Source organism: Streptococcus sp. FSL W7-1342 (genome assembly GCF_037966635.1).
GTDB classification, from domain to species: Bacteria; Bacillota; Bacilli; order Lactobacillales; family Streptococcaceae; genus Streptococcus; species Streptococcus salivarius_D.
In genome coordinates this window covers 15935-37489 of sequence record NZ_CP150200.1, presented here as the reverse complement: position 1 = coordinate 37489, position 21555 = coordinate 15935, and the positions used below count along the sequence as shown (strand labels likewise).

The 21555-nt window shown below is 41.9% G+C and carries 12 protein-coding genes, 18 tRNA genes and 3 rRNA genes; all 33 read right to left on the bottom strand.

Annotated elements, in window-relative coordinates; translation table 11 throughout:
* Nucleotides 1-174 precede the first annotated feature (174 nt).
* The 33 genes from purF to NSQ79_RS00075 all read right to left on the bottom strand — a co-directional run bounded on the left by purF (nt 175) and on the right by NSQ79_RS00075 (nt 21467).
* Nucleotides 175-1614, bottom strand: coding sequence for an amidophosphoribosyltransferase (purF, locus tag NSQ79_RS00235; protein ID WP_014633732.1), 1440 nt, complete (start codon nt 1612-1614; stop codon nt 175-177).
* A gap of 22 nt (nt 1615-1636) precedes the next feature.
* Nucleotides 1637-2740 carry a hypothetical protein gene (locus tag NSQ79_RS00230; protein ID WP_049527599.1) on the bottom strand — a complete coding sequence of 368 codons (1104 nt, stop codon included), beginning with the start codon at nt 2738-2740 and terminating at the stop codon, nt 1637-1639.
* A 51-nt stretch (nt 2741-2791) separates the two neighbouring features.
* Nucleotides 2792-6517 carry a phosphoribosylformylglycinamidine synthase gene (locus NSQ79_RS00225; protein ID WP_061652479.1) on the bottom strand — a complete coding sequence of 1242 codons (3726 nt, stop codon included), beginning with the start codon at nt 6515-6517 and terminating at the stop codon, nt 2792-2794.
* 66 nt (nt 6518-6583) lie between these two features.
* Nucleotides 6584-7291, bottom strand: a complete 708-nt coding sequence (gene purC / locus NSQ79_RS00220; protein ID WP_002886293.1) for a phosphoribosylaminoimidazolesuccinocarboxamide synthase — start codon at nt 7289-7291, stop codon at nt 6584-6586.
* A gap of 258 nt (nt 7292-7549) precedes the next feature.
* The gene (locus tag NSQ79_RS00215) at nt 7550-7795 is read right to left on the bottom strand and encodes a phosphopantetheine-binding protein (protein ID WP_004181960.1); all 246 of its coding nucleotides are present in this window, start codon (nt 7793-7795) and stop codon (nt 7550-7552) included.
* On the bottom strand, nt 7795-8799 hold the full coding sequence (plsX, locus tag NSQ79_RS00210; RefSeq protein WP_164332330.1) for a phosphate acyltransferase PlsX: 1005 nt from the start codon (nt 8797-8799) through the stop codon (nt 7795-7797). The genes NSQ79_RS00215 and plsX overlap by 1 nt, the downstream gene beginning before the upstream one ends.
* A gap of 211 nt (nt 8800-9010) precedes the next feature.
* Nucleotides 9011-9784, bottom strand: coding sequence for a DNA repair protein RecO (recO, locus tag NSQ79_RS00205; protein WP_049527607.1), 774 nt, complete (start codon nt 9782-9784; stop codon nt 9011-9013).
* Nucleotides 9771-10946, bottom strand: coding sequence for a pyridoxal phosphate-dependent aminotransferase (locus NSQ79_RS00200; protein WP_049527609.1), 1176 nt, complete (start codon nt 10944-10946; stop codon nt 9771-9773). The genes recO and NSQ79_RS00200 overlap by 14 nt, the downstream gene beginning before the upstream one ends.
* Nucleotides 10947-11038: 92 nt before the next feature.
* Nucleotides 11039-12004: a ribose-phosphate diphosphokinase gene (locus NSQ79_RS00195; RefSeq protein ID WP_002886286.1), complete on the bottom strand. Its 966-nt coding sequence runs from the start codon at nt 12002-12004 to the stop codon at nt 11039-11041.
* Between the two features lie 212 nt (nt 12005-12216).
* A complete protein-coding gene (locus NSQ79_RS00190) occupies nt 12217-13578 on the bottom strand; it encodes a CHAP domain-containing protein (protein WP_339313676.1) in 1362 nt (453 codons plus the stop codon).
* Between the two features lie 84 nt (nt 13579-13662).
* The gene (mreD, locus tag NSQ79_RS00185; RefSeq protein WP_049527614.1) at nt 13663-14187 is read right to left on the bottom strand and encodes a rod shape-determining protein MreD; all 525 of its coding nucleotides are present in this window, start codon (nt 14185-14187) and stop codon (nt 13663-13665) included.
* A gap of 1 nt (nt 14188) precedes the next feature.
* Nucleotides 14189-15019, bottom strand: coding sequence for a rod shape-determining protein MreC (gene mreC / locus NSQ79_RS00180; protein ID WP_013989878.1), 831 nt, complete (start codon nt 15017-15019; stop codon nt 14189-14191).
* A 57-nt stretch (nt 15020-15076) separates the two neighbouring features.
* Nucleotides 15077-15164, bottom strand: a tRNA-Ser gene (locus NSQ79_RS00175).
* A gap of 4 nt (nt 15165-15168) precedes the next feature.
* Nucleotides 15169-15242, bottom strand: a tRNA-Ile gene (locus NSQ79_RS00170).
* A gap of 31 nt (nt 15243-15273) precedes the next feature.
* Nucleotides 15274-15344: transfer RNA gene (locus NSQ79_RS00165), tRNA-Gly, on the bottom strand.
* A gap of 9 nt (nt 15345-15353) precedes the next feature.
* Nucleotides 15354-15426 (bottom strand) — tRNA-Phe (locus tag NSQ79_RS00160).
* A gap of 3 nt (nt 15427-15429) precedes the next feature.
* Nucleotides 15430-15503 (bottom strand) — tRNA-Met (locus NSQ79_RS00155).
* Between the two features lie 9 nt (nt 15504-15512).
* A tRNA-Ser gene (locus NSQ79_RS00150) sits at nt 15513-15602 on the bottom strand.
* A 19-nt stretch (nt 15603-15621) separates the two neighbouring features.
* Nucleotides 15622-15695: transfer RNA gene (locus NSQ79_RS00145), tRNA-Ile, on the bottom strand.
* 16 nt (nt 15696-15711) lie between these two features.
* Nucleotides 15712-15785, bottom strand: a tRNA-Met gene (locus NSQ79_RS00140).
* Between the two features lie 5 nt (nt 15786-15790).
* Nucleotides 15791-15864 (bottom strand) — tRNA-Pro (locus tag NSQ79_RS00135).
* A gap of 6 nt (nt 15865-15870) precedes the next feature.
* Nucleotides 15871-15944: transfer RNA gene (locus NSQ79_RS00130), tRNA-Arg, on the bottom strand.
* A 14-nt stretch (nt 15945-15958) separates the two neighbouring features.
* Nucleotides 15959-16044 (bottom strand) — tRNA-Leu (locus NSQ79_RS00125).
* Nucleotides 16045-16050: 6 nt separating this feature from the next.
* Nucleotides 16051-16122 (bottom strand) — tRNA-Gly (locus NSQ79_RS00120).
* A gap of 6 nt (nt 16123-16128) precedes the next feature.
* Nucleotides 16129-16201, bottom strand: a tRNA-Thr gene (locus tag NSQ79_RS00115).
* 14 nt (nt 16202-16215) lie between these two features.
* Nucleotides 16216-16297 (bottom strand) — tRNA-Leu (locus tag NSQ79_RS00110).
* A gap of 5 nt (nt 16298-16302) precedes the next feature.
* Nucleotides 16303-16375, bottom strand: a tRNA-Lys gene (locus tag NSQ79_RS00105).
* Nucleotides 16376-16394: 19 nt separating this feature from the next.
* Nucleotides 16395-16467, bottom strand: a tRNA-Asp gene (locus tag NSQ79_RS00100).
* 2 nt (nt 16468-16469) lie between these two features.
* Nucleotides 16470-16542 (bottom strand) — tRNA-Val (locus tag NSQ79_RS00095).
* A gap of 5 nt (nt 16543-16547) precedes the next feature.
* A 5S ribosomal RNA gene (rrf, locus tag NSQ79_RS00090) occupies nt 16548-16663 on the bottom strand.
* Between the two features lie 83 nt (nt 16664-16746).
* A 23S ribosomal RNA gene (locus NSQ79_RS00085) occupies nt 16747-19646 on the bottom strand.
* A gap of 146 nt (nt 19647-19792) precedes the next feature.
* Nucleotides 19793-19865: transfer RNA gene (locus tag NSQ79_RS00080), tRNA-Ala, on the bottom strand.
* A gap of 54 nt (nt 19866-19919) precedes the next feature.
* Nucleotides 19920-21467 (bottom strand): 16S ribosomal RNA (locus NSQ79_RS00075).
* Together the 16S, 23S and 5S rRNA genes with 18 tRNA genes alongside form the textbook arrangement of a ribosomal RNA operon.
* Nucleotides 21468-21555 lie beyond the last annotated feature (88 nt).

Sequence of the window (21555 nt, the reverse complement as noted above, 5' to 3'; positions counted from 1 at the left end):
ACGTATTTTTAGATGAACCATCTTTTTATCTAAAAATACTAGTCAGGTCTCTAGCTTTGACCCCATAGGGCAAAGTGTCTACTGACAAATGCTTTAGCTTTTAGTCAGTAGTGAGACGTGAAGCGTAAGCATTTTTAGACATAATTTTTTCCTCTTTTTTCTTCTGCACTGCTCTTAATAGAAAGAAGTGTGTTCTTTCAAACTTTCCAAATAGCGTTCTTCGTAGTCATACAATGGTGTTGGATATTTACCATCAAAGTAAGCCACACAAAGGCCACCGTTTGGTGCATCTGTGTCAATTCCAATAGAATCAATCAAGCCATCAATGGACAAGTAAGTCAAGCTATCCGCACCAATGATTTCGCGTGTTTCCTCAACCGTATGATTGGCGGCGATCAATTCCTTACGTGTTTGAATATCGATACCGTAGAAACATGGGTAGGCAAGGGCTGGGCTACCGATTGCTACGTGGACCTCTGTTGCTCCTGCTTCTTTTAGCAAATTAACGATACGACGTGATGTTGTCCCACGTACAATAGAGTCGTCAATCATAACCACACGTTTTCCTTTCACAACACCTGATACGGCAGAGAGCTTCATACGAACTCCTTGCTCACGCAATTCTTGTGTTGGTTGGATAAAGGTACGTTGAGTGTATTGGTTTTTAATCAAACCCATTTCATTTGGCAAGCCTGATTCTTCCGCAAATCCCATGGCTGCGCTAAGTGATGAATTAGGCACACCAACGACTATATCTGCTTCATGTTTGAATTCACGTGCCAATTGAGCCCCCATACGTTTACGAGCTGTATGGACATTGACCCCTTGGATATTTGAATCAGGACGGGCAAAGTAGATATACTCCATCGAACAAACAGCCAATTGCGTATCCGTTGTATAGTTATCGTAAGTGATGCCATTATCATCGATGATAACAACCTCACCTGGATTTACATCCCGAATCCATTCTGCACCAACACCCTCAAAGGCACATGTTTCAGATGAAACCACGATAGCATCATTGCTCATCTTACCAAGAGAAAGGGGACGGAAGCCATTTGGATCCAAAGCTGCAATAAGCTTGTCCTCAATCATAAGAAGATAAGCAAATCCACCTTTAACAGTGCTCAGAGCTTCTTTTACTTTACCCATGAATGATGGGTTGTGGCTACGACGAATCAAGTGAGCTAAGATTTCTGAGTCAGAAGTTGAGTTTAAGATAGCTCCATTTTTCTCCAACTCATGTCTTAGTGACTCTGCATTAGTCAAATTCCCATTATGAGCAAGACCAAGCTGTCCATCGTGAAACTTAAACATGAATGGTTGAATATTGTCTACAGAAGCTTCACCAGCAGTCGCATAACGAACATGACCGATAGCAGCCGTTCCAGTTAGCTTATCCAAGTTGGCTGGATCACGGAAAACTTCTGAGAGAAGCCCCATATCACGATGACGCTTCAATTGACCCGCATCATTTGAGAGAATTCCTGCTCCCTCTTGACCACGGTGTTGGAGACTGTGAAGTCCGAAATAAGTTAATTTGGCAGCATCCGGGTGACCCCAGATACCAAAAACACCACATTCTTCATTAAGAGATTTAACTTCGTATGTCATTTTTTATACCTTTTATTTATTTTTATATTATAGCCCACTCTTCTAAAAGAAAATTAGGAATTTCGTCTGGCTCGACTCTCTTATAACTATCAACTCCTACATACTGACCCAAATTAGGTTTACCGAAAAGTTCTTGACTAAGTAACACAAGCTTATCATTTGTTCTAATTTTTTCTTTAATTTTCGGGCTAAAGTAATAGTTTTCAGTATAGGCAAATATTAAATAATTAAGAAAATCCAGTTTCTTCAATCGAGCGCTACTATTAAATTGACTTTTTAGAGATTTATATTTCCTATCCCTTTTATGATAAAAAGCTAGCACCGTTGTCTTTTCTTTTAATGGTAAAATAGCTAGATGCAACTTCTGAATACGATTATTTTTTGAATGGTTATTCGTATCATTCACTGGATATCCATACATATCTCTAATCAAAGTTAATGATCCTTGAAACGCAATTGGTGTCTTATAGGGGAGCACCTCATGAAAAATAATTTGATATGCTCCTTTAAGATTGTCTTCAATAGCAGTTTTATGGAGTAAAATTTCATTTTGAAAATCTTCAATATCATAATCAAAAGAATTGTGAAAATCCTTTATTTTTTGAGATGTATTCTCTAATGTTTTATTAGAAATCTCCGGTATCCTTATGTATAAAGCTTTCTTAATCGTATTATCAGACATTGATTTTTCAAAAAAATATTTTTCCTCTCTTCTTCTAACTAATTCCAAAAGGAAATTTTTCAACGCAAGTTGTGATAACATTTTATCGCTAGGATAAGACATGAGATTCATTTCATTTTCATATTCCTGAAAATAAAATGAATCGCATTTACGACAGATAATTTGTATTGTTCCCGAATTACTCACTCCCTTATCATTATCTGACAGATCGCTCCCTATTAAATAACCTGCTTGAGTCAACTTACCAGTCTCAGAAATATTTTTTAACGATAACCGTGGAATGGTGTGAGAGTTACAAAAACTTGTAGTATCTTTATCACAAAGCAAACACTTTCTTGGCTTTAATTCCTCCTTCATTACTTTCATCTCTCTAGATAATATTTTTTTCAATTGAATCTTTTTTTCAACATCAGGTATATCAATTAATTTATTCAAATACTTCACAAGCCTTCTTTTACTTCTCAAAACACACCAATCGTCCTAGTCACTCCAGTCCTATTTTCCAGTAAAGTATTTAACCGCTGACGCAAAGAGGTGTTGGTCTTTATTTCCTGGAATATTTTGGAAGAGACCGTCTTCAAAACGTTCTGAGTGACCCATCTTACCAATAATTTGACCGTTCTTACTTGTGATACCTTCGATAGCATTTACAGATCCGTTAGGATTGTATTTAGAATCCATGCTTGGTTTACCTTCAAAGTCAACATATTGGGTAAAGATTTGACCATTGTCACGAAGCTCTGCGAATTCCTCAGCTGTCACGACAAATTTACCTTCACCGTGTGATACTGGGATGGCATGGATGTCACCAACTTTTACTCCAGCAAGCCATGGTGAGTTCGTGTTGGCAATACGTGTTTCAACCATCTTAGCCACGTGTTGGTTGGCATCATTGTAGAAGAGGGTTGGACTAGTGCTGCTTGCATCTTCAAAGTTACCGTATGGAAGAAGACCTGATTTAACAAGGGCTTGGAATCCGTTACAGATACCAATAATCAAACCACCACGTTCGATGAAGCTATCAATGGCTGCACGTACTTTTTCATTGAGCAAGATGTTAACGATAAATTTAGCTGATCCATCTGGTTCATCCGCTGCTGAGAAGCCACCTGCAAAGAAGATAATGTTAGCTTTTTCGATATTGTCAACCATGGTGTCAACAGACTTGACAATAGCTTCCTCATTAAGTGTTACAAATGGTACCAAGTTAACTTTTGCACCTTCTTTTTCAAAGGCCTTAGCTGAATCGTACTCAGAGTTAGTACCTGGGAATACTGGGATGTAAACCACTGGTATCTCAACTGTTTCTTTAGCTTTGATCACAGCATCTGATGCCACAGCTGGTACTTCTTCCAACTCAGTTGCTTGTGCAAATTCCGTTGGGTAAACCTCTTCCAATTTACCTTGGAAGGCACTGTCAAGTTTGTGTCCATCAAGCGTTACACCATTGACAGTAAGTGTAAAGTCAGCTGCTGTTTGTCCAATCTTGGCAACACCTGAAATCTCTTCCGGAGATGTGAAGACGAATCCACCCAATTGAGCTGTCAAGGCAGTCTCAAGATTTTCAAGGGTTACAGTGGCACCAATATGGTTACCAAATGTTGCAAGGGCAAGAGCTTCAACCACACCACCATATTTGACAGCTGATGCAGATCTGACTTTATAGTCAGCTTGGATGGCTTCAAACTTAGCAAAGTTAGACTTGATAAGATCGAAGTCAATTTCTTGTGCCAAAGCTTGACCAGGAATGTAGTAAATATTTTCACCAGTAGCTTTGAATTCTGGAGAAAGAACCTTACGGCTATCTGCAGTTGTTACCCCAAAAGCAACCAAGGTTGGTGGTACTGTCAATTCTTCAAAGGTACCAGACATAGAGTCTTTACCACCGATAGATGGCAAACCAAGTTGAATCTGAGCTTCGATTGATCCAAGGAGAGCTGATACTGGTTGACCAAAACGCTCTGCTTGTTTATCCATACGCTCGAAATATTCTTGATAAGAGAAACGAGCCTTAGACCAATTTGCACCAGCAGCAACCAAACGAGCTGTTGCTTCGATTACTGCATAGGCAGCGCCATGATATGGAGACCATTCTGCTACATAAGGGTTGAATCCTTGCGCCATAACAGAAGCAGTTGTTGTAACGCCATGTTGGACTGGCAATTTCTGTACAGAAGCTTCCGTTGGTGTGATTTGGTAGCGACCACCGAGTGGATGATTGACTGTTGAACGACCAACTGAACTATCAAAGATGGTTTGTAAACCTTTTTGACTGGCATGGTTAAGGTCAGCCAAGACTTCAAGAGTATCAGCTTCAAGGGTTTCAGCAGATGTTTGACGTTCTTCTGGAAGCTTGACATCCTTGTCAACCACCTTAGCATCTACAACCACACGTACACCGTTTGTATCAAGGAAACGACGTTCCAAATCAACGATTGTTTCACCATTCCAGTGCATGACAAGATTTGGTTTTTCAGTTACTGTCGCAACGACAACAGCATCAATATTTTCTTTATTACATTCAGCAACGAAGGCATCTACATCTTCTGGACGAACCACTACAGCCATACGTTCCTGAGATTCCGAGATGGCAATTTCTGTACCGTTCAAGCCTTGGTATTTCAATGGCACTTTGTCTAGATCAATTTCAAGACCATCTGCCAATTCACCAATAGCCACACATACACCACCAGCACCAAAGTCATTTGATTTCTTGATAAGACGTGTCACATCCCCATTACGGAAAAGACGTTGAATCTTACGTTCTTCGATGGCATTCCCTTTTTGAACTTCAGCACCAGCTGTTTCAACAGATTCAACCGTTTGAACTTTAGAAGAACCTGTCGCACCACCGACACCGTCACGTCCAGTCTTACCACCAAGCAAGATAATCACATCACCTGCTTCAGGTTTTTCACGGACAACATTTTCTTTAGGAGCCGCACCGACAACTGCACCTAGCTCCATACGCTTAGCAACGAAACCTGGGTGGAAGTATTCACGAACATAAGTTGTTGCCAAACCAATTTGGTTACCGTATGAAGAATAACCGTGTGCCGCTGTTTTAGAAATCACTTGTTGTGGCAATTTACCAGCACGAGTTTCAGCAATTGGTGTTGTAATATCACCAGCACCTGAGATACGCATAGCTTGGTAAACGTATGAACGACCTGACAATGGGTCACGAATGGCACCACCGATACAAGTAGCCGCTCCACCAAATGGTTCGATTTCAGTTGGGTGGTTGTGGGTTTCATTCTTGAACATGAGAAGCCATGGTTCTTTCACACCATTGACATCCACTTCAATTTCAACTGAGCAGGCATTAATTTCATCAGACACTTCCATATCATCCAAACGACCATTAGCACGCTCATAACGACCAAAAATAGTCGCCATATCCATCAAGGTTTGAGGTTTTTCTGTACGTCCCAACTCATCACGCATGGCAATATACTTGTCATAAGTCGCTTGCAATTGTTTTTCAAATTTAGAAGCTGAGAAGTCGATGTTTTTCAACTCAGTTTCGAAAGTCGTGTGACGACAGTGGTCAGACCAGTAAGTATCCAAAACCTTCAACTCAGTCTCAGTTGGTACACGTCCAATGGATTTGAAGTAATCTTGAATGAAGAGAAGGTCATCCACTTCCATTGCCAATCCTTGCTCAGCCTTATACTTAGCAAAATCTTCTGCCGTATAAGTTTCAAAGAAATCCAAGCTTGGAATGGTCTTGTCAGACTCAGAGAAATCCTGTTTAGCAATGCCAACAGTGATATCTTTGAAACGAGAATCCACTGGGTTCAAAAGGTAGTTTTTGACAGCTTCCAACTCATTCGCATCAATATCCTTGTTAACCAAGTACAATTGCGCTGTGTTCACTGTTACGTCATTTGAACTACCAAGCAACAGCAAAGCTTCTTGTGAAGATGCCGCACGTTGGTCAAATTGACCGGGCAAACTTTCGATAGCAAAGAAAGCATACTTCTCAAGATCAGCCTTAACCGCAGCCTCGTCCAAAACAGTATCAGTCACTTGCTCAGAGAAGATGTGTTTTTCCGCACGCGCAAACAAGTCCTCTGCCAAATTAAAGACATCGTAAACCTGAACAATACGAAGATCATTCAAAGTTTTCAACTGAAGATTATGCTTTAATTCTTTTACTAAAGACTGAGATTTCACACGAAAATCAGCTTTTTTCTCAACGAAAATACGTTTATCCATTTTATTTCCTTTATCTATTTCTACTTAAAGATTGTAGTGAAGACCAAGTATTCTATTTGTAAAAGGCTACTTCAATCCTTGCAATTTTTCCAATACAACTTCATAAACATCTGTCAAGCTACCAAGATCACGACGGAAAACATCCTTGTCCATATGGTGCCCTTCAGCATCCCAAAGGCGGCAGTTATCTGGTGAGAATTCATCTGCCAAGATAATCTTGCCATCCTTATCAAAACCAAATTCCAATTTAAAGTCAATCAAGCGAAGACCAATTTGTGCAAACCAATCTTTTAGTAATTCATTGATACGACGCGTTTCTTCCTTGATATAAGCAATTTGTTCATCATTGGCAATATCCAAGAACTTCACATGCTCATCATTGATGAATGGGTCATCCAAATCATCGTTCTTGTAGTAAAATTCAACGATTGGAGTTTTCAAGTCCAAACCTTCTTCAACGCCAAAACGTTTAGAGAAAGAACCCGCAGTCACATTACGAAGAACAACCTCCAAAGGAATGATAGTAACTTTCTTGTTAAGTTGTTCGGTATCAGAAATACGTTCGATAAAGTGAGTAGCTACACCCGCAGCATTCAATTTTTCAAAAATAAGAGACGAAATCTGATTATTTAGCACACCTTTTCCTTTAATAGTCTCCTTACGAGCACCATTAAGCATGGTTGCCTGGTCCTTATAGACCGACTTAATCACATTTTCGTCTTCTGTACTATAAATATCTTTAGCTTTCCCAGTATAAATCAGTTGGTTTGACATGGAATTGTTCGCCTTTCAAGTTTATTCGTCTTAATTATACCACACCAGAATCCAAAAACCAACATATAGCAAACTTTATTACTTGGGTAAAAAAACAACGTTCGTGTTTTAGTTCTTTTTTAGAGTTTCTTAATAAATAATGTATAGAAAAAAGGAGTGTGACAGAACTAAATCCATATAACATTTAGTTTCTTGCCTCACTCCAACAAAATAACAATCGTATAGTACACAACGATTATATTATTACGTCTAGCTTTCTTATTCTTTATTCAATTCCTCAGACAAATAGTCCAACAAATCAGCTACCTTAACCATATGGTCAATAGTATCATCGGAAATCTCAAGGTCGAACTCATCCTCCAAATTAATAATGAATTCCATAAGCTCTATTGAATCCACACCCAAGTCATCTAATTTGGTAGCTTCGGTTAAAACAATGTCCTCTTTACCCATCTGCTCTTGAATAACGAGCTGCATTTTCTGAAGAATTTCTACTCTACTCATCAGTTAGCCTCCTCTTTCGGACTAAAGGCTTCAACTAGCTGCTCAACAACCTTAGTATCAAGCATCGTACGAACCTGCTTAATGGTGTAGTAAACCGCCTTAGCATCACTAGATCCATGACATTTTACTACAGGAGCTTTAAGACCAAAGAGAACCGCACCTCCAGCGCTAGAGTAATCCATAGTCTCTTTCATACCTTTTAGGCTGTCTTTCAATAGGAAGGCACCTAACTTAGCTTTAAGACCACCATTCATGATAGCTGACTTAAGAGTCTTCATGGCACCAAGTCCCGTTCCCTCGATTGCCTTGAGAACTGCATTTCCTGTGAAACCATCAGCAACTACCACATCAGCAGCTCCAGACATAATTTCACGCGCCTCAACATTACCAACAAAGTTAATACTTGGCTCCTTAGATAAGAGCTCAAAAGCCTCCTTACGAAGACTATCCCCCTTTGTTTCCTCAGTCCCATTATTAAGGAGACCTACACGAGGGTTGGCAATTCCACGCACATTTTTAGCATAGAAAGATCCTAAAATAGCATATTGATGCAAATGACTAGATGTATTTTCCGCATTAGCACCCAAATCAAGCATATCAAAGGGTTGACCAGTAAAACTTGGCATTGTTGACATAAGACCTGGACGCTCAACTCCCTTAATACGTCCGACCACGAAGAGACCTACAGCCAGAAGGGCACCTGTATTTCCCGCAGAAATCACGGCACTTGCTTTTTTCTCCTTAACAGCCTGTGCACCTAAGACCATTGAAGCTTTTTTCTTCTTACGAATGGCTTTAGCTGGCTCATCATCCGAATTTATCTTTTCATCAGTATGCACAATGCTCACACGTTCATTCGCTGTCAAATAGGTCTTAATTTTAGCTTCATCACCATAAAGCTGGATTTCAATATCTTTGAAATCTGCTATAGCTTGGTTGACACCCTCTACAATTGCTTGTGGCGCATTATCGCCACCCATAGCATCTACTGCAATTACATGCATAGCATTCTCCCTCTCGTCCTCTGCCATAAAACATAAACTCAGATTTCTATCAATAAAATATTATGTAACTAAAATAGAGTAGTTCACTGTTTCTAGCAGAGTCTTTCAGCTTATTATCTTCTTATTATAGCACGAACTGACTTGCATTTTAACCCCTGAGACTGAAAACCATTACTTTCCTGTTTCACGTGAAACAAAAAGAAGATAATGTCTAGTCAGCACTATCTTCTTTATTCATAATATGACCCCAAGAATTTAGATTATCAATAAACTTCTTACTTTTAAGATGTATTCCAACATAATTATCATAGAGGTCATCAATAAAATGTCGTAGCTTTCGTTTCATGTCATCCTTAACAGATATGCTTCTCAATTCCTCAAAAGAAAGCCCCTGAAAACGATCTAAAAGATAAGGTACATTAGGATCCAAGTGACTACGCCTTTCATCCTCTGCATAGTGATTTGGACAAAGTAGCCCCGAGAACTTATACGAAAAATCAAAAGGAAGGCCTACACGATGGCAAAAGACACACTCGTGAAAATTCAATCGTACACCGAAACGGTCTAAAACCTGAATCTCAAAGATATTAGTCAAGATTTCATAATCCAAGCCTTCTTCCATTAATTCAAGCGTCTTCTCCAAGAATGCAAATAATTGCGCATCTGCCACACCGTCAGCAATAGCAGCATCCGTCAGAGCAGCTAAATAAGTCGCATAAGACAGCTTGAAAATATCGCTTGTAATTTCCTTAAAGGATTCTGCTTGGCTATAATCCTCTATGAAAGATAAGCCCTCATCATTTACAGTCATCATGAATTCAGCGATGGTTAAAGGTTGAATCACAGCACTTAATTTACCTGACCCACCACCTCTAACAAAAAACATCCGTTTCCCAGCTTGCTCGGTAAAAATCTTAACTAGCTTATCATTCTCACGATAATTACGATTGAAGAGGACAAGCCCTCTACTCTCAAGCTTCTGCATGCTCTTCCATAAACTCTTTCAAACGAGTCATAGCTGTTTCAATAGTATCCATGCTAGCTGCATACGACAAACGAACATAGCCTTCGCCATACTTCCCAAAAGCAACCCCTGGGATAATCGCAATAGCTTTTTCACGAGCAAAGTCTTGACAGAACTTAAAGGAATCTTGAGTATAGCCTTCTGGAATCTTAGCAAAGATGTAGAAAGCACCATCAGGTTTAATAATTTTGAAACCAAGTTCAGTCATTTTTTCAAGAATATAATCACGACGCTTCAAATACTCAACTTTCATTGGTTGGGCATCATCTTTACCAGCAGATAAGGCTTCAATAGCTGCAAATTGTGCCATAGTAGCTGCAGCTGTTACCAAATACTGGTGACTCTTAATCAACTGAGCCGTCAAGACTGCAGGTGCAAAAATCAAACCAATACGCCAGCCCGTCATCGCATGAGATTTAGACAAACCATTAATCAAAATCGTTTGTTCTGGCAAATACTCAGCAATAGATACATGTTGGTCCACATAAGTTAGCTCAGAGTAAACTTCATCGCTAACAACAAAAATATCGTATTTTTTCAGAACTTCAGCCAAATCTTTAATCTGTTGACGTGAGTAAGTCACACCTGTTGGGTTAGTTGGGTAGTTAAGCAAAACAGCTTTAAGCTTATCTCCCTGCTCCAAAATTGCCTTTTCTAACATCTCCGGAGTCAAAACAAAATCATTAGCTGTTGTATCAATTTCAACAATTTCAGCACCAACTAAATTTGCAATCGGCTCATATCCAGGATAGGCTGGTGCAGGTAAAAGAATCGTATCTCCTGGCTCCAAAATAGCAGTCAATGTTGCAGAAAGGGCTTCTGTAGCTCCAATAGTCACCAATATTTCATTATCTGGGTTATAAGTAAGATTATATTTTTCCTTAACAAAATCTGCCGCAGCTTGACGCAAAGCAGGAAGTCCTGCCATACCTGTATAGTGAGACTGGTTAGCATCGATAGCAGCTTTAGCTGCTTCTTTCACATGATCTGGAGTCGTAAAATCAGGTTCACCAAGTGTCAACTTTTTGATACCTGGTACATCTGAAATTGATTGGTCAAACTGACGAATCATCGAAACTTCAATCTTATCTAAATTTTTATTAAAACGTTGTGTTAAATCCATCACTGTCACCTCTTTGCAATTATGCCTTACATTATATCAAAAACTCAAACGCATTTAAACACCAAAAAAAGCTAGCCCAAGCTAGCTTTAGTCTATTTATGGCCCATTTCAAACAAAGGTGACAATGGACGTTTTTCATGAATACGAATAATTGCCTCTGAAATCAAATCAGCAATTGAAATTTGTTCAATCTTATCAATCAAACGTTCTTCTGGAAGATAAATCGTGTCCAATACAACAAGCTTCTCAATAGCAGATTTTTGAATATTATCAAGTGCTGGACCTGACAATACAGGGTGAGTACATGAGGCATAGACATGAGTTGCACCAGCTTCAGCAAGCGCATCCGCCGCATGACAGATGGTACCCGCAGTATCAATCATATCATCAATCAAGATACATGTTTTACCTTCAACGTTACCAATGATATTCATAACCTCAGAAGTGTTCATTTTATCAACACTACGACGTTTATCAATGATTGCGATTGGTGTTTTCAAACATTGAGCAAGTTTTCGTGCACGAGTCACACCACCATGGTCTGGAGAAACAACAACAACATCATCTCCAGTAAGACCAGCACGATCAAAGTAATCTGCGATAAGTGGAGCACCCATCAAATGGTCTACAGGAATATCAAAGAATCCTTGAATTTGAGAAGCATGGAGGTCAACTGTCAAAAGTCGATCAACACCTGCAACCTCAAGCATATTAGCAACCAATTTAGATGTGATTGGCTCACGTGAACGTGCCTTACGGTCTTGACGTGCATAACCATAATAAGGCATAACAACACTGATCGTTTCTGCACTTGCACGTTTTAGCGCATCAACCATAATCAAAATTTCCATCAAGTTATCATTTACAGGAGAGCTTGTAGATTGAAGAATAAAAACGTGATGACCACGGATAGATTCTTCAATATTAACTTGAATCTCACCATCTGAAAATTCACGAACACTTGATTTTCCGAGTTCAATACCCATTTTATCAGCAACTTTTGCTGCTAATTCCTGGTTAGACGATAAAGCAAACAACTTCAAATTCGTATAAGACATGATTTCCTCCAAAATATCTACTAAACCATTCTACCTTTTTTTAGATTGATTTTCAATGCAAAATAAATGGTGTCACAGTAACTTAACAAGACTAAAAAGATTTAACCTTAACCTCGACATTTTCCCGTCTAAAAGTAATTCCAGAAAGTAAAGACATTTTGCTATAAAATAAAAAACGATTCGAGAAAATTCGAATCGCCTTCTTGTAGTCATTATGGGTAAATATAGTATACAGAACCACCATGAGCTGAAGATGTTGGATCAAATGTACCACGGTAGTTACCGATTGACATGTTACCAGCATAGTTTGATTCCATAACTTGAATTGAATTTGCACCTGATGCTGATGTTACGTAAGCTACGTGACCATAACCACCACCATCATTTGGCCAAACCGCAATTGCTCCGGCTACAGGAGTTGTACCAACTGAGTGGCCAGCTGCTTGTGCGCTAGCAATCCAGTTTTTAGCATTACCCCAGTAATTACCAACCCATGAAGCTAATGATTTAGCACCCCAAGTACATTGACCAACAGGATATGTATTAGGAGTTGAGGCAGCTGATACTTTAGGTGTTTCAGCTGCTGGAGCTGGTGCTTCTGAAGCTGCAGGTGCTTCGCTAGCAGGAGCTGGTGCTTCTGAAGCTGCTGGAGCAGCTGATTCTGGCTGTGCTTCAGATGTTGCTGGAGCAGCAGGCGCTTGAGTAGTTTCTGAAGTTTCTGATGAAACAGGTTCTTGTGCTACTTCAGATGTTGCTGTTTCTGAAACAGTAGCTTCTGAAGTTGCTGCCGCTTCTGATTGAGCTACAAATGCTGCTGCTTCTGAAGAAGCTACTGCTTGTGCTGCTGCCTCTGATTCTGCAATTGCTTGAGATTGAGCAACTGATGCTGCAGTTGAAGCTGCCACTGATTCTGCAGTTGATTTAGCAGAAACAAGTGATGTTTTTTCATCTTGAGCTGTAGCCAATTCTGCAGCCAAAGCAACTTGTGCTGCTTCTAGTTCTGCTTGTTGAGTTGTCAAACCAGCTTCTGTAGTTTCAAGTTCTGCTTTATTAGTTGCAATCTCATTAATAGCAGCTTGGTTTTGTTCTTGTTTTGCAGCAAGCTCTTTTTGATCAGACTCTTGTTTTGTCAACATGTCATTATTAGCTGTAACAACTTTTGAAATAGCTGTGATACGAGTAATAGCTTCAGAGATTGACTTAGAGTTCAAGATAGAGTTGATGTAGCTAGTCGCAGTATTATTTTGTTGAGCACTACGAGCTTGTTTCGCCAAAGAATCTTGACGAGCTACAATTTTACTTGATAATTCTTGAATTTCAGATTCCAAATCTGCTGATACTTTTTCAAGTTCAGCATTTTTAGTTTCCAATTCTGATTTTTGTGTTCTAAGTGTAGATACTTGAGATTGGATTGTAGCAACTTGCGCTTGTGCAGTCTCTTGTTGAGAAGCAAGGTTACTAATTGCGTTATCTGCAGCAGCGATTTGCGAATCATAATCCTCTGCATGTACTGATGCAGCTGCTGATAAGGTTACACCACTTACCAACACTGCTGAAAGAATACGTTTTTTCATAATATAAAATACTACTCCTTTTCGATAAGACCTTTTAATTGTATCAAAAAATGGCGCAAATTTTGTTACGCCAATATTACAGTTCTATTTAAATCTATCAACTGACAGATACAAAAATAATTTTTCAAGAATAGGTTTAATAAAGATAAAGATCAAAAGATTAAACACTATACTAGGACTTAGTTGATAAATAATAAAATTCGTCACAGACTCATTGGAGAAACCATAAAATAAGGCAAAGCCAAAATTTATAGTATCAAATAGAAAGAGGAATAAAAACATTAACAAAAAATCAACATAGGTATTTCTCTTAATAATTCGACCTAGCTGAGTTAACAGATAGCATAACAGTGGCAAAGTTAGAATTACTATACCAACTGTTTTGAAATAATAGGTATCATAAAGAAATCCAAAATAAACAAGGTAAAGAAAGGAATACTTATTTGGAAAATCAAGAGTTAAGATGAAAATATAAATAATAAAAAGATGAGATGATAGAAAAAATTCAGGAGATAAATAATGATTAAATATCATCGAAATATGACCATCCCATAGAAAAGGAACAATACTCAGTAAGAAAGGAATAATAGAATACTTGGATAATTTCATATTATTTACCATCTCCAACTAGAGTAACATAAGAAATTTTATCAAAATCAGCATAAGGTTTCACCAAAATCGTACGATTTCCTTCATAATCACTCACAGAGTCTACAGTACCAATTGGAACATCCTTTACTGATACATCATCAAGACCACTTGTAACTACTTCAGTGCCAACCTTAACGTTAGAAGATGAATTGAGTTGTGTCATCTCTAACAGCTTCTTTTTATTATCATAACGAGATATAATCCCGAAAATATGGTTATCATCCTCTGATTTGACGCTAGAAGCAAGGTAACTATCACTAGAACTACTAGAAAGTAAAGAAATAGTAGTAGTATCATCATATACCTTAGTTACCAAACCAATTACTCCACCATTAGAAGTTGCTAACATAGATTTACTAACATTCTTAGACTTACCGACATTAATTGTTAACTCTTTTAACCAAGTCACAGAAGGTCGCATAGAAACTTCAGCAGTGAGAACATTATCACGACTTAGTTTGTCCGAAAGATTAAGCGAAGCTCTTAAAGAATCGTTCTCTTCTTGCAAGTTAGAAATAATAGATGATTGATTTTCTAAATTTGATAAAGATTTTTTTAAATCTCGATTCTCATTATAGGTTGATAAGAGATCAGAAATAACATTATGAGATTTTGATAAAGCAGTAAATGGAACTGAAACCACTGAGTCTACTTTGGTAACGAAACCCGAAACATTAGATGAGATATCCTTCGTTAATTTTTTATTAGTAAAGACAAAAGAAAAAAGCATTACAAAAAATAGAACAATAATAAACCCATAAAGAAGAAATCGATAAAAACTATTTTTCATTTTGTCACCTCAAAAAAAGAAAACGAATTATCTAAAAGATAATTCGTCTTAATAGTACGGAGAATGGGGGATTCGAACCCCCGCGCCAGTTACCCGACCTAACGATTTAGCAAACCGTCCTCTTCAGCCTCTTGAGTAATTCTCCAATATGGGCACGAGTGGAATCGAACCACCGACCTCACGCTTATCAGGCGTGCGCTCTAACCATCTGAGCTACGCGCCCAAGCAAATGCTTGGCTATAATATCCAAATAAAGCGGGTGACGAGAATCGAACTCGCGACAACAGCTTGGAAGGCTGTAGTTTTACCACTAAACTACACCCGCTTAACAAAATGGCGCGAGACGGAATCGAACCGCCGACACATGGAGCTTCAATCCATTGCTCTACCAACTGAGCTACCGAGCCATATTGCGGGAGCAGGATTTGAACCTACGACCTTCGGGTTATGAGCCCGACGAGCTACCTAGCTGCTCCATCCCGCGTTAATTATAAGGAGGATGTGGGATTCGAACCCACGCACGCTTTTACACGCCTGACGGTTTTCAAGACCGTTCCCTTCAGCCGGACTTGGGTAATCCTCCAAATATTATAATTAATATATGGACCTTGTAGGACTCGAACCTACGACCGCTCGGTTATGAGCCGAGTGCTCTAACCAGTTGAGCTAAAGGTCCAAGAAATCCATATATATAGCGGCGAAGGGGATCGAACCCCCGACCTCCCGGGTATGAACCGGACGCTCTAGCCAGCTGAGCTACACCGCCATAAATCGGGAAGACAGGATTCGAACCTGCGACCCCTTGGTCCCAAACCAAGTGCTCTACCAAGCTGAGCTACTTCCCGATAAAATGCACCCTAGAGGAGTCGAACCTCTAACCGCCTGATTCGTAGTCAGGTACTCTATCCAGTTGAGCTAAGGGTGCTCATTATTATATTATGCCGAGGACCGGGATCGAACCGGTACGAAAGTTTCCTTTCGCAGGATTTTAAGTCCTGTGCGTCTGCCAGTTCCGCCACCCCGGCTCCTCAAGCGAACGACGGGATTCGAACCCGCGACCCCCACCTTGGCAAGGTGGTGTTCTACCACTGAACTACGTTCGCATTTTATGCCGGCTACATGACTTGAACACGCGACCCTCTGATTACAAATCAGATGCTCTACCAACTGAGCTAAGCCGGCTAACTTTTCTATAATGCGGGTGAAGGGACTTGAACCCCCACGCCGTTAAGCGCCAGATCCTAAATCTGGTGCGTCTGCCAATTCCGCCACACCCGCATATATGACCCGTACTGGGCTCGAACCAGTGACCCATTGATTAAAAGTCAATTGCTCTACCAACTGAGCTAACGAGTCTCAAATATTTCTATTTGAACGGTCCCGACGGGAATCGAACCCGCGATCTTCGCCGTGACAGGGCGACGTGATAACCGCTACACCACGGGACCTATGGGAGTTAACGGGATCGAACCGCTGACCCTCTGCTTGTAAGGCAGATGCTCTCCCAGCTGAGCTAAACTCCCTTTGCGCTAAGCGACTACCGTATCTAACAGGGGGCAACCCCCAACTACATCAGGCGTACTAGGGCTTAACTTCTGTGTTCGGCATGGGAACAGGTGTATCTCCTAGGCTATCGTCACTTAACTCTGAGTATTCTCAACTCAAAATTGAATATCTATACTGTATCAAGAAACCAAATCGTTGTCAATATGTCTCAGTTACTTTCTTTGGATAAGTCCTCGAGCTATTAGTATTAGTCCGCTACATGTGTCACCACACTTCCACTTCTAACCTATCAACCTGATCATCTCTCAGGGCTCTTACTGATATAAAATCATGGGAAATCTCATCTTGAGGTGGGCTTCACACTTAGATGCTTTCAGCGTTTATCCCTTCCCTACATAGCTACCCAGCGATGCTCTTGGCAGAACAACTGGTACACCAGCGGTAAGTCCACTCTGGTCCTCTCGTACTAGGAGCAGATCCTCTCAAATTTCCTACGCCCGCGACGGATAGGGACCGAACTGTCTCACGACGTTCTGAACCCAGCTCGCGTGCCGCTTTAATGGGCGAACAGCCCAACCCTTGGGACCGACTACAGCCCCAGGATGCGACGAGCCGACATCGAGGTGCCAAACCTCCCCGTCGATGTGAACTCTTGGGGGAGATAAGCCTGTTATCCCCAGGGTAGCTTTTATCCGTTGAGCGATGGCCCTTCCATGCGGAACCACCGGATCACTAAGCCCGACTTTCGTCCCTGCTCGAGTTGTAACTCTCGCAGTCAAGCTCCCTTATACCTTTACACTCTGCGAATGATTTCCAACCATTCTGAGGGAACCTTTGGGCGCCTCCGTTACCTTTTAGGAGGCGACCGCCCCAGTCAAACTGCCCGTCAGACACTGTCTCCGATAGGGATAACCTATCTGGGTTAGAGTAGCCATAACACAAGGGTAGTATCCCAACAACGCCTCACTCGAAACTGGCGTCCCGAGGTCATAGGCTCCTACCTATCCTGTACATGTGGTACAGATACTCAATATCAAACTGCAGTAAAGCTCCATGGGGTCTTTCCGTCCTGTCGCGGGTAACCTGCATCTTCACAGGTACTAAAATTTCACCGAGTCTCTCGTTGAGACAGTGCCCAAATCATTACGCCTTTCGTGCGGGTCGGAACTTACCCGACAAGGAATTTCGCTACCTTAGGACCGTTATAGTTACGGCCGCCGTTTACTGGGGCTTCAATTCATACCTTCGCTATTGCTAAGCACTCCTCTTAACCTTCCAGCACCGGGCAGGCGTCACCCCCTATACATCATCTTACGATTTAGCAGAGAGCTGTGTTTTTGATAAACAGTTGCTTGGGCCTATTCACTGCGGCTGACCATAAGTCAGCGCCCCTTCTCCCGAAGTTACGGGGCCATTTTGCCGAGTTCCTTAACGAGAGTTCTCTCGCTCACCTGAGGCTACTCGCCTCGACTACCTGTGTCGGTTTGCGGTACGGGTAGAGTATAATTAACGCTAGAAGCTTTTCTCGGCAGTGTGACATCACTAACTTCGCTACTAAACTTCGCTCCCCATCACAGCTCAATGTTATAGATATAAGCATTTGACTCATATCACACCTCACTGCTTGGCCAGACACTTCCAATCGTCTGGTTTAGTTAGCCTACTGCGTCCCTCCATCACTATATACTCTAGTACAGGAATATCAACCTGTTGTCCATCGGATACACCTTTCGGTCTCTCCTTAGGTCCCGACTAACCCAGGGCGGACGAGCCTTCCCCTGGAAACCTTAGTCTTACGGTGGACAGGATTCTCACCTGTCTTTCGCTACTCATACCGGCATTCTCACTTCTATGCGCTCCAGCACTCCTCACGGTACACCTTCTTCGCACATAGAACGCTCTCCTACCATACCTATAAAGGTATCCACAGCTTCGGTAATATGTTTTAGCCCCGGTACATTTTCGGCGCAGGGTCACTCGACTAGTGAGCTATTACGCACTCTTTGAATGAATAGCTGCTTCTAAGCTAACATCCTAGTTGTCTGTGCAACCCCACATCCTTTTCCACTTAACATATATTTTGGGACCTTAGCTGGTGGTCTGGGCTGTTTCCCTTTCGACTACGGATCTTAGCACTCGCAGTCTGACTGCCGATTATATCTCGTTGGCATTCGGAGTTTATCTGAGATTGGTAATCCGGGATGGACCCCTCACCCAAACAGTGCTCTACCTCCAAGAGACTTAACATCGACGCTAGCCCTAAAGCTATTTCGGAGAGAACCAGCTATCTCCAAGTTCGTTTGGAATTTCTCCGCTACCCACAAGTCATCCAAGCACTTTTCAACGTGCCCTGGTTCGGTCCTCCAGTGAGTTTTACCTCACCTTCAACCTGCTCATGGGTAGGTCACATGGTTTCGGGTCTACGACATGATACTAATACGCCCTATTAAGACTCGGTTTCCCTACGGCTCCGTCTCTTCAACTTAACCTCGCATCATATCGTAACTCGCCGGTTCATTCTACAAAAGGCACGCTCTCACCCATTAACGGGCTCGAACTTGTTGTAGGCACACGGTTTCAGGTTCTATTTCACTCCCCTCCCGGGGTGCTTTTCACCTTTCCCTCACGGTACTGGTTCACTATCGGTCACTAGAGAGTATTTAGGGTTGGGAGATGGTCCTCCCAGATTCCGACGAGATTTCTCGTGTCTCGCCGTACTCAGGATACTGCTAGGTATAAAGACTATTTCGAATACGAGGCTATTACTCTCTTTGGCCTACCTTCCCAGGTAGTTCTTCTATAATCTTTAAGTCCACGTTGCAGTCCTACAACCCCGAAGAGTAAACTCTTCGGTTTGCCCTCTTGCCGTTTCGCTCGCCGCTACTAAGGCAATCGCTTTTGCTTTCTCTTCCTGCAGCTACTTAGATGTTTCAGTTCACTGCGTCTTCCTCTACATTACCTTAACAGTAATGAGTGACAGGCATTACCTGCCGGGTTCCCCCATTCGGACATCTCTGGATCATTGCTCACTTACAGCTCCCCAAAGCATTTCGTCGTTAGTCACGTCCTTCATCGGCTTCTAGTGCCAAGGCATCCACCGTGCGCCCTTATTAACTTAACCTTATTTTGGTCTTTCGACCTAACTCATTAAATATTCACAGCGTTTCGGTTTATTTTCTTGTTACTATCTATATGTAATTAATTACATATGGAATTTGATATAGATATTCAATTTTCAATGGACAATACTTGAATCTTGCGATTCAATGGAGCCTAGCGGGATCGAACCGCTGACCTCCTGCGTGCAAAGCAGGCGCTCTCCCAGCTGAGCTAAGGCCCCACAAGACCTCTCAAAACTAAATAAGAAACTCAAGTACATTCCGTTTTTCCTTAGAAAGGAGGTGATCCAGCCGCACCTTCCGATACGGCTACCTTGTTACGACTTCACCCCAATCATCTATCCCACCTTAGGCGGCTGGCTCCAAAAGGTTACCTCACCGACTTCGGGTGTTACAAACTCTCGTGGTGTGACGGGCGGTGTGTACAAGGCCCGGGAACGTATTCACCGCGGCGTGCTGATCCGCGATTACTAGCGATTCCGACTTCATGTAGGCGAGTTGCAGCCTACAATCCGAACTGAGATTGGCTTTAAGAGATTAGCTTGCCGTCACCGACTCGCAACTCGTTGTACCAACCATTGTAGCACGTGTGTAGCCCAGGTCATAAGGGGCATGATGATTTGACGTCATCCCCACCTTCCTCCGGTTTATTACCGGCAGTCTCGCTAGAGTGCCCAACTGAATGATGGCAACTAACAATAGGGGTTGCGCTCGTTGCGGGACTTAACCCAACATCTCACGACACGAGCTGACGACAACCATGCACCACCTGTCACCGATGTACCGAAGTAACTTTCTATCTCTAGAAATAGCATCGGGATGTCAAGACCTGGTAAGGTTCTTCGCGTTGCTTCGAATTAAACCACATGCTCCACCGCTTGTGCGGGCCCCCGTCAATTCCTTTGAGTTTCAACCTTGCGGTCGTACTCCCCAGGCGGAGTGCTTAATGCGTTAGCTGCGGCACTGAATCCCGGAAAGGATCCAACACCTAGCACTCATCGTTTACGGCGTGGACTACCAGGGTATCTAATCCTGTTCGCTCCCCACGCTTTCGAGCCTCAGCGTCAGTTACAGACCAGAGAGCCGCTTTCGCCACCGGTGTTCCTCCATATATCTACGCATTTCACCGCTACACATGGAATTCCACTCTCCCCTTCTGCACTCAAGTTTGACAGTTTCCAAAGCGAACTATGGTTGAGCCACAGCCTTTAACTTCAGACTTATCAAACCGCCTGCGCTCGCTTTACGCCCAATAAATCCGGACAACGCTCGGGACCTACGTATTACCGCGGCTGCTGGCACGTAGTTAGCCGTCCCTTTCTGGTAAGCTACCGTCACAGTGTGAACTTTCCACTCTCACACTCGTTCTTGACTTACAACAGAGCTTTACGATCCGAAAACCTTCTTCACTCACGCGGCGTTGCTCGGTCAGGGTTGCCCCCATTGCCGAAGATTCCCTACTGCTGCCTCCCGTAGGAGTCTGGGCCGTGTCTCAGTCCCAGTGTGGCCGATCACCCTCTCAGGTCGGCTATGTATCGTCGCCTAGGTGAGCCGTTACCTCACCTACTAGCTAATACAACGCAGGTCCATCTTGTAGTGGAGCATTTGCCCCTTTCAAATAAATGACATGGGTCATCCATTGTTATGCGGTATTAGCTATCGTTTCCAATAGTTATCCCCCGCTACAAGGCAGGTTACCTACGCGTTACTCACCCGTTCGCAACTCATCCAAGAAGAGCAAGCTCCTCTCTTCAGCGTTCTACTTGCATGTATTAGGCACGCCGCCAGCGTTCGTCCTGAGCCAGGATCAAACTCTCATTAAAAAATTTAATAATTGTTCGAGCGTTAACTCATTACCGTCGTCTGACGATTTATTCTTGTAAATTGACAGGTTATAATTTCTTCTATAAC

Coding starts and splice junctions, on each gene's coding strand:
- purF (WP_014633732.1), bottom strand. CDS start 1,614: ATGACATACGAAGTTAAATCTCTTAATGAAGAATGTGGTGTTTTTGGT.
- NSQ79_RS00225 (WP_061652479.1), bottom strand. CDS start 6,517: ATGGATAAACGTATTTTCGTTGAGAAAAAAGCTGATTTTCGTGTGAAA.
- purC (WP_002886293.1), bottom strand. CDS start 7,291: ATGTCAAACCAACTGATTTATACTGGGAAAGCTAAAGATATTTATAGT.
- NSQ79_RS00215 (WP_004181960.1), bottom strand. CDS start 7,795: ATGAGTAGAGTAGAAATTCTTCAGAAAATGCAGCTCGTTATTCAAGAG.
- plsX (WP_164332330.1), bottom strand. CDS start 8,799: ATGCATGTAATTGCAGTAGATGCTATGGGTGGCGATAATGCGCCACAA.
- recO (WP_049527607.1), bottom strand. CDS start 9,784: ATGCAGAAGCTTGAGAGTAGAGGGCTTGTCCTCTTCAATCGTAATTAT.
- NSQ79_RS00200 (WP_049527609.1), bottom strand. CDS start 10,946: ATGGATTTAACACAACGTTTTAATAAAAATTTAGATAAGATTGAAGTT.
- NSQ79_RS00195 (WP_002886286.1), bottom strand. CDS start 12,004: ATGTCTTATACGAATTTGAAGTTGTTTGCTTTATCGTCTAACCAGGAA.
- NSQ79_RS00190 (WP_339313676.1), bottom strand. CDS start 13,578: ATGAAAAAACGTATTCTTTCAGCAGTGTTGGTAAGTGGTGTAACCTTA.
- mreD (WP_049527614.1), bottom strand. CDS start 14,187: ATGAAATTATCCAAGTATTCTATTATTCCTTTCTTACTGAGTATTGTT.
- mreC (WP_013989878.1), bottom strand. CDS start 15,019: ATGAAAAATAGTTTTTATCGATTTCTTCTTTATGGGTTTATTATTGTT.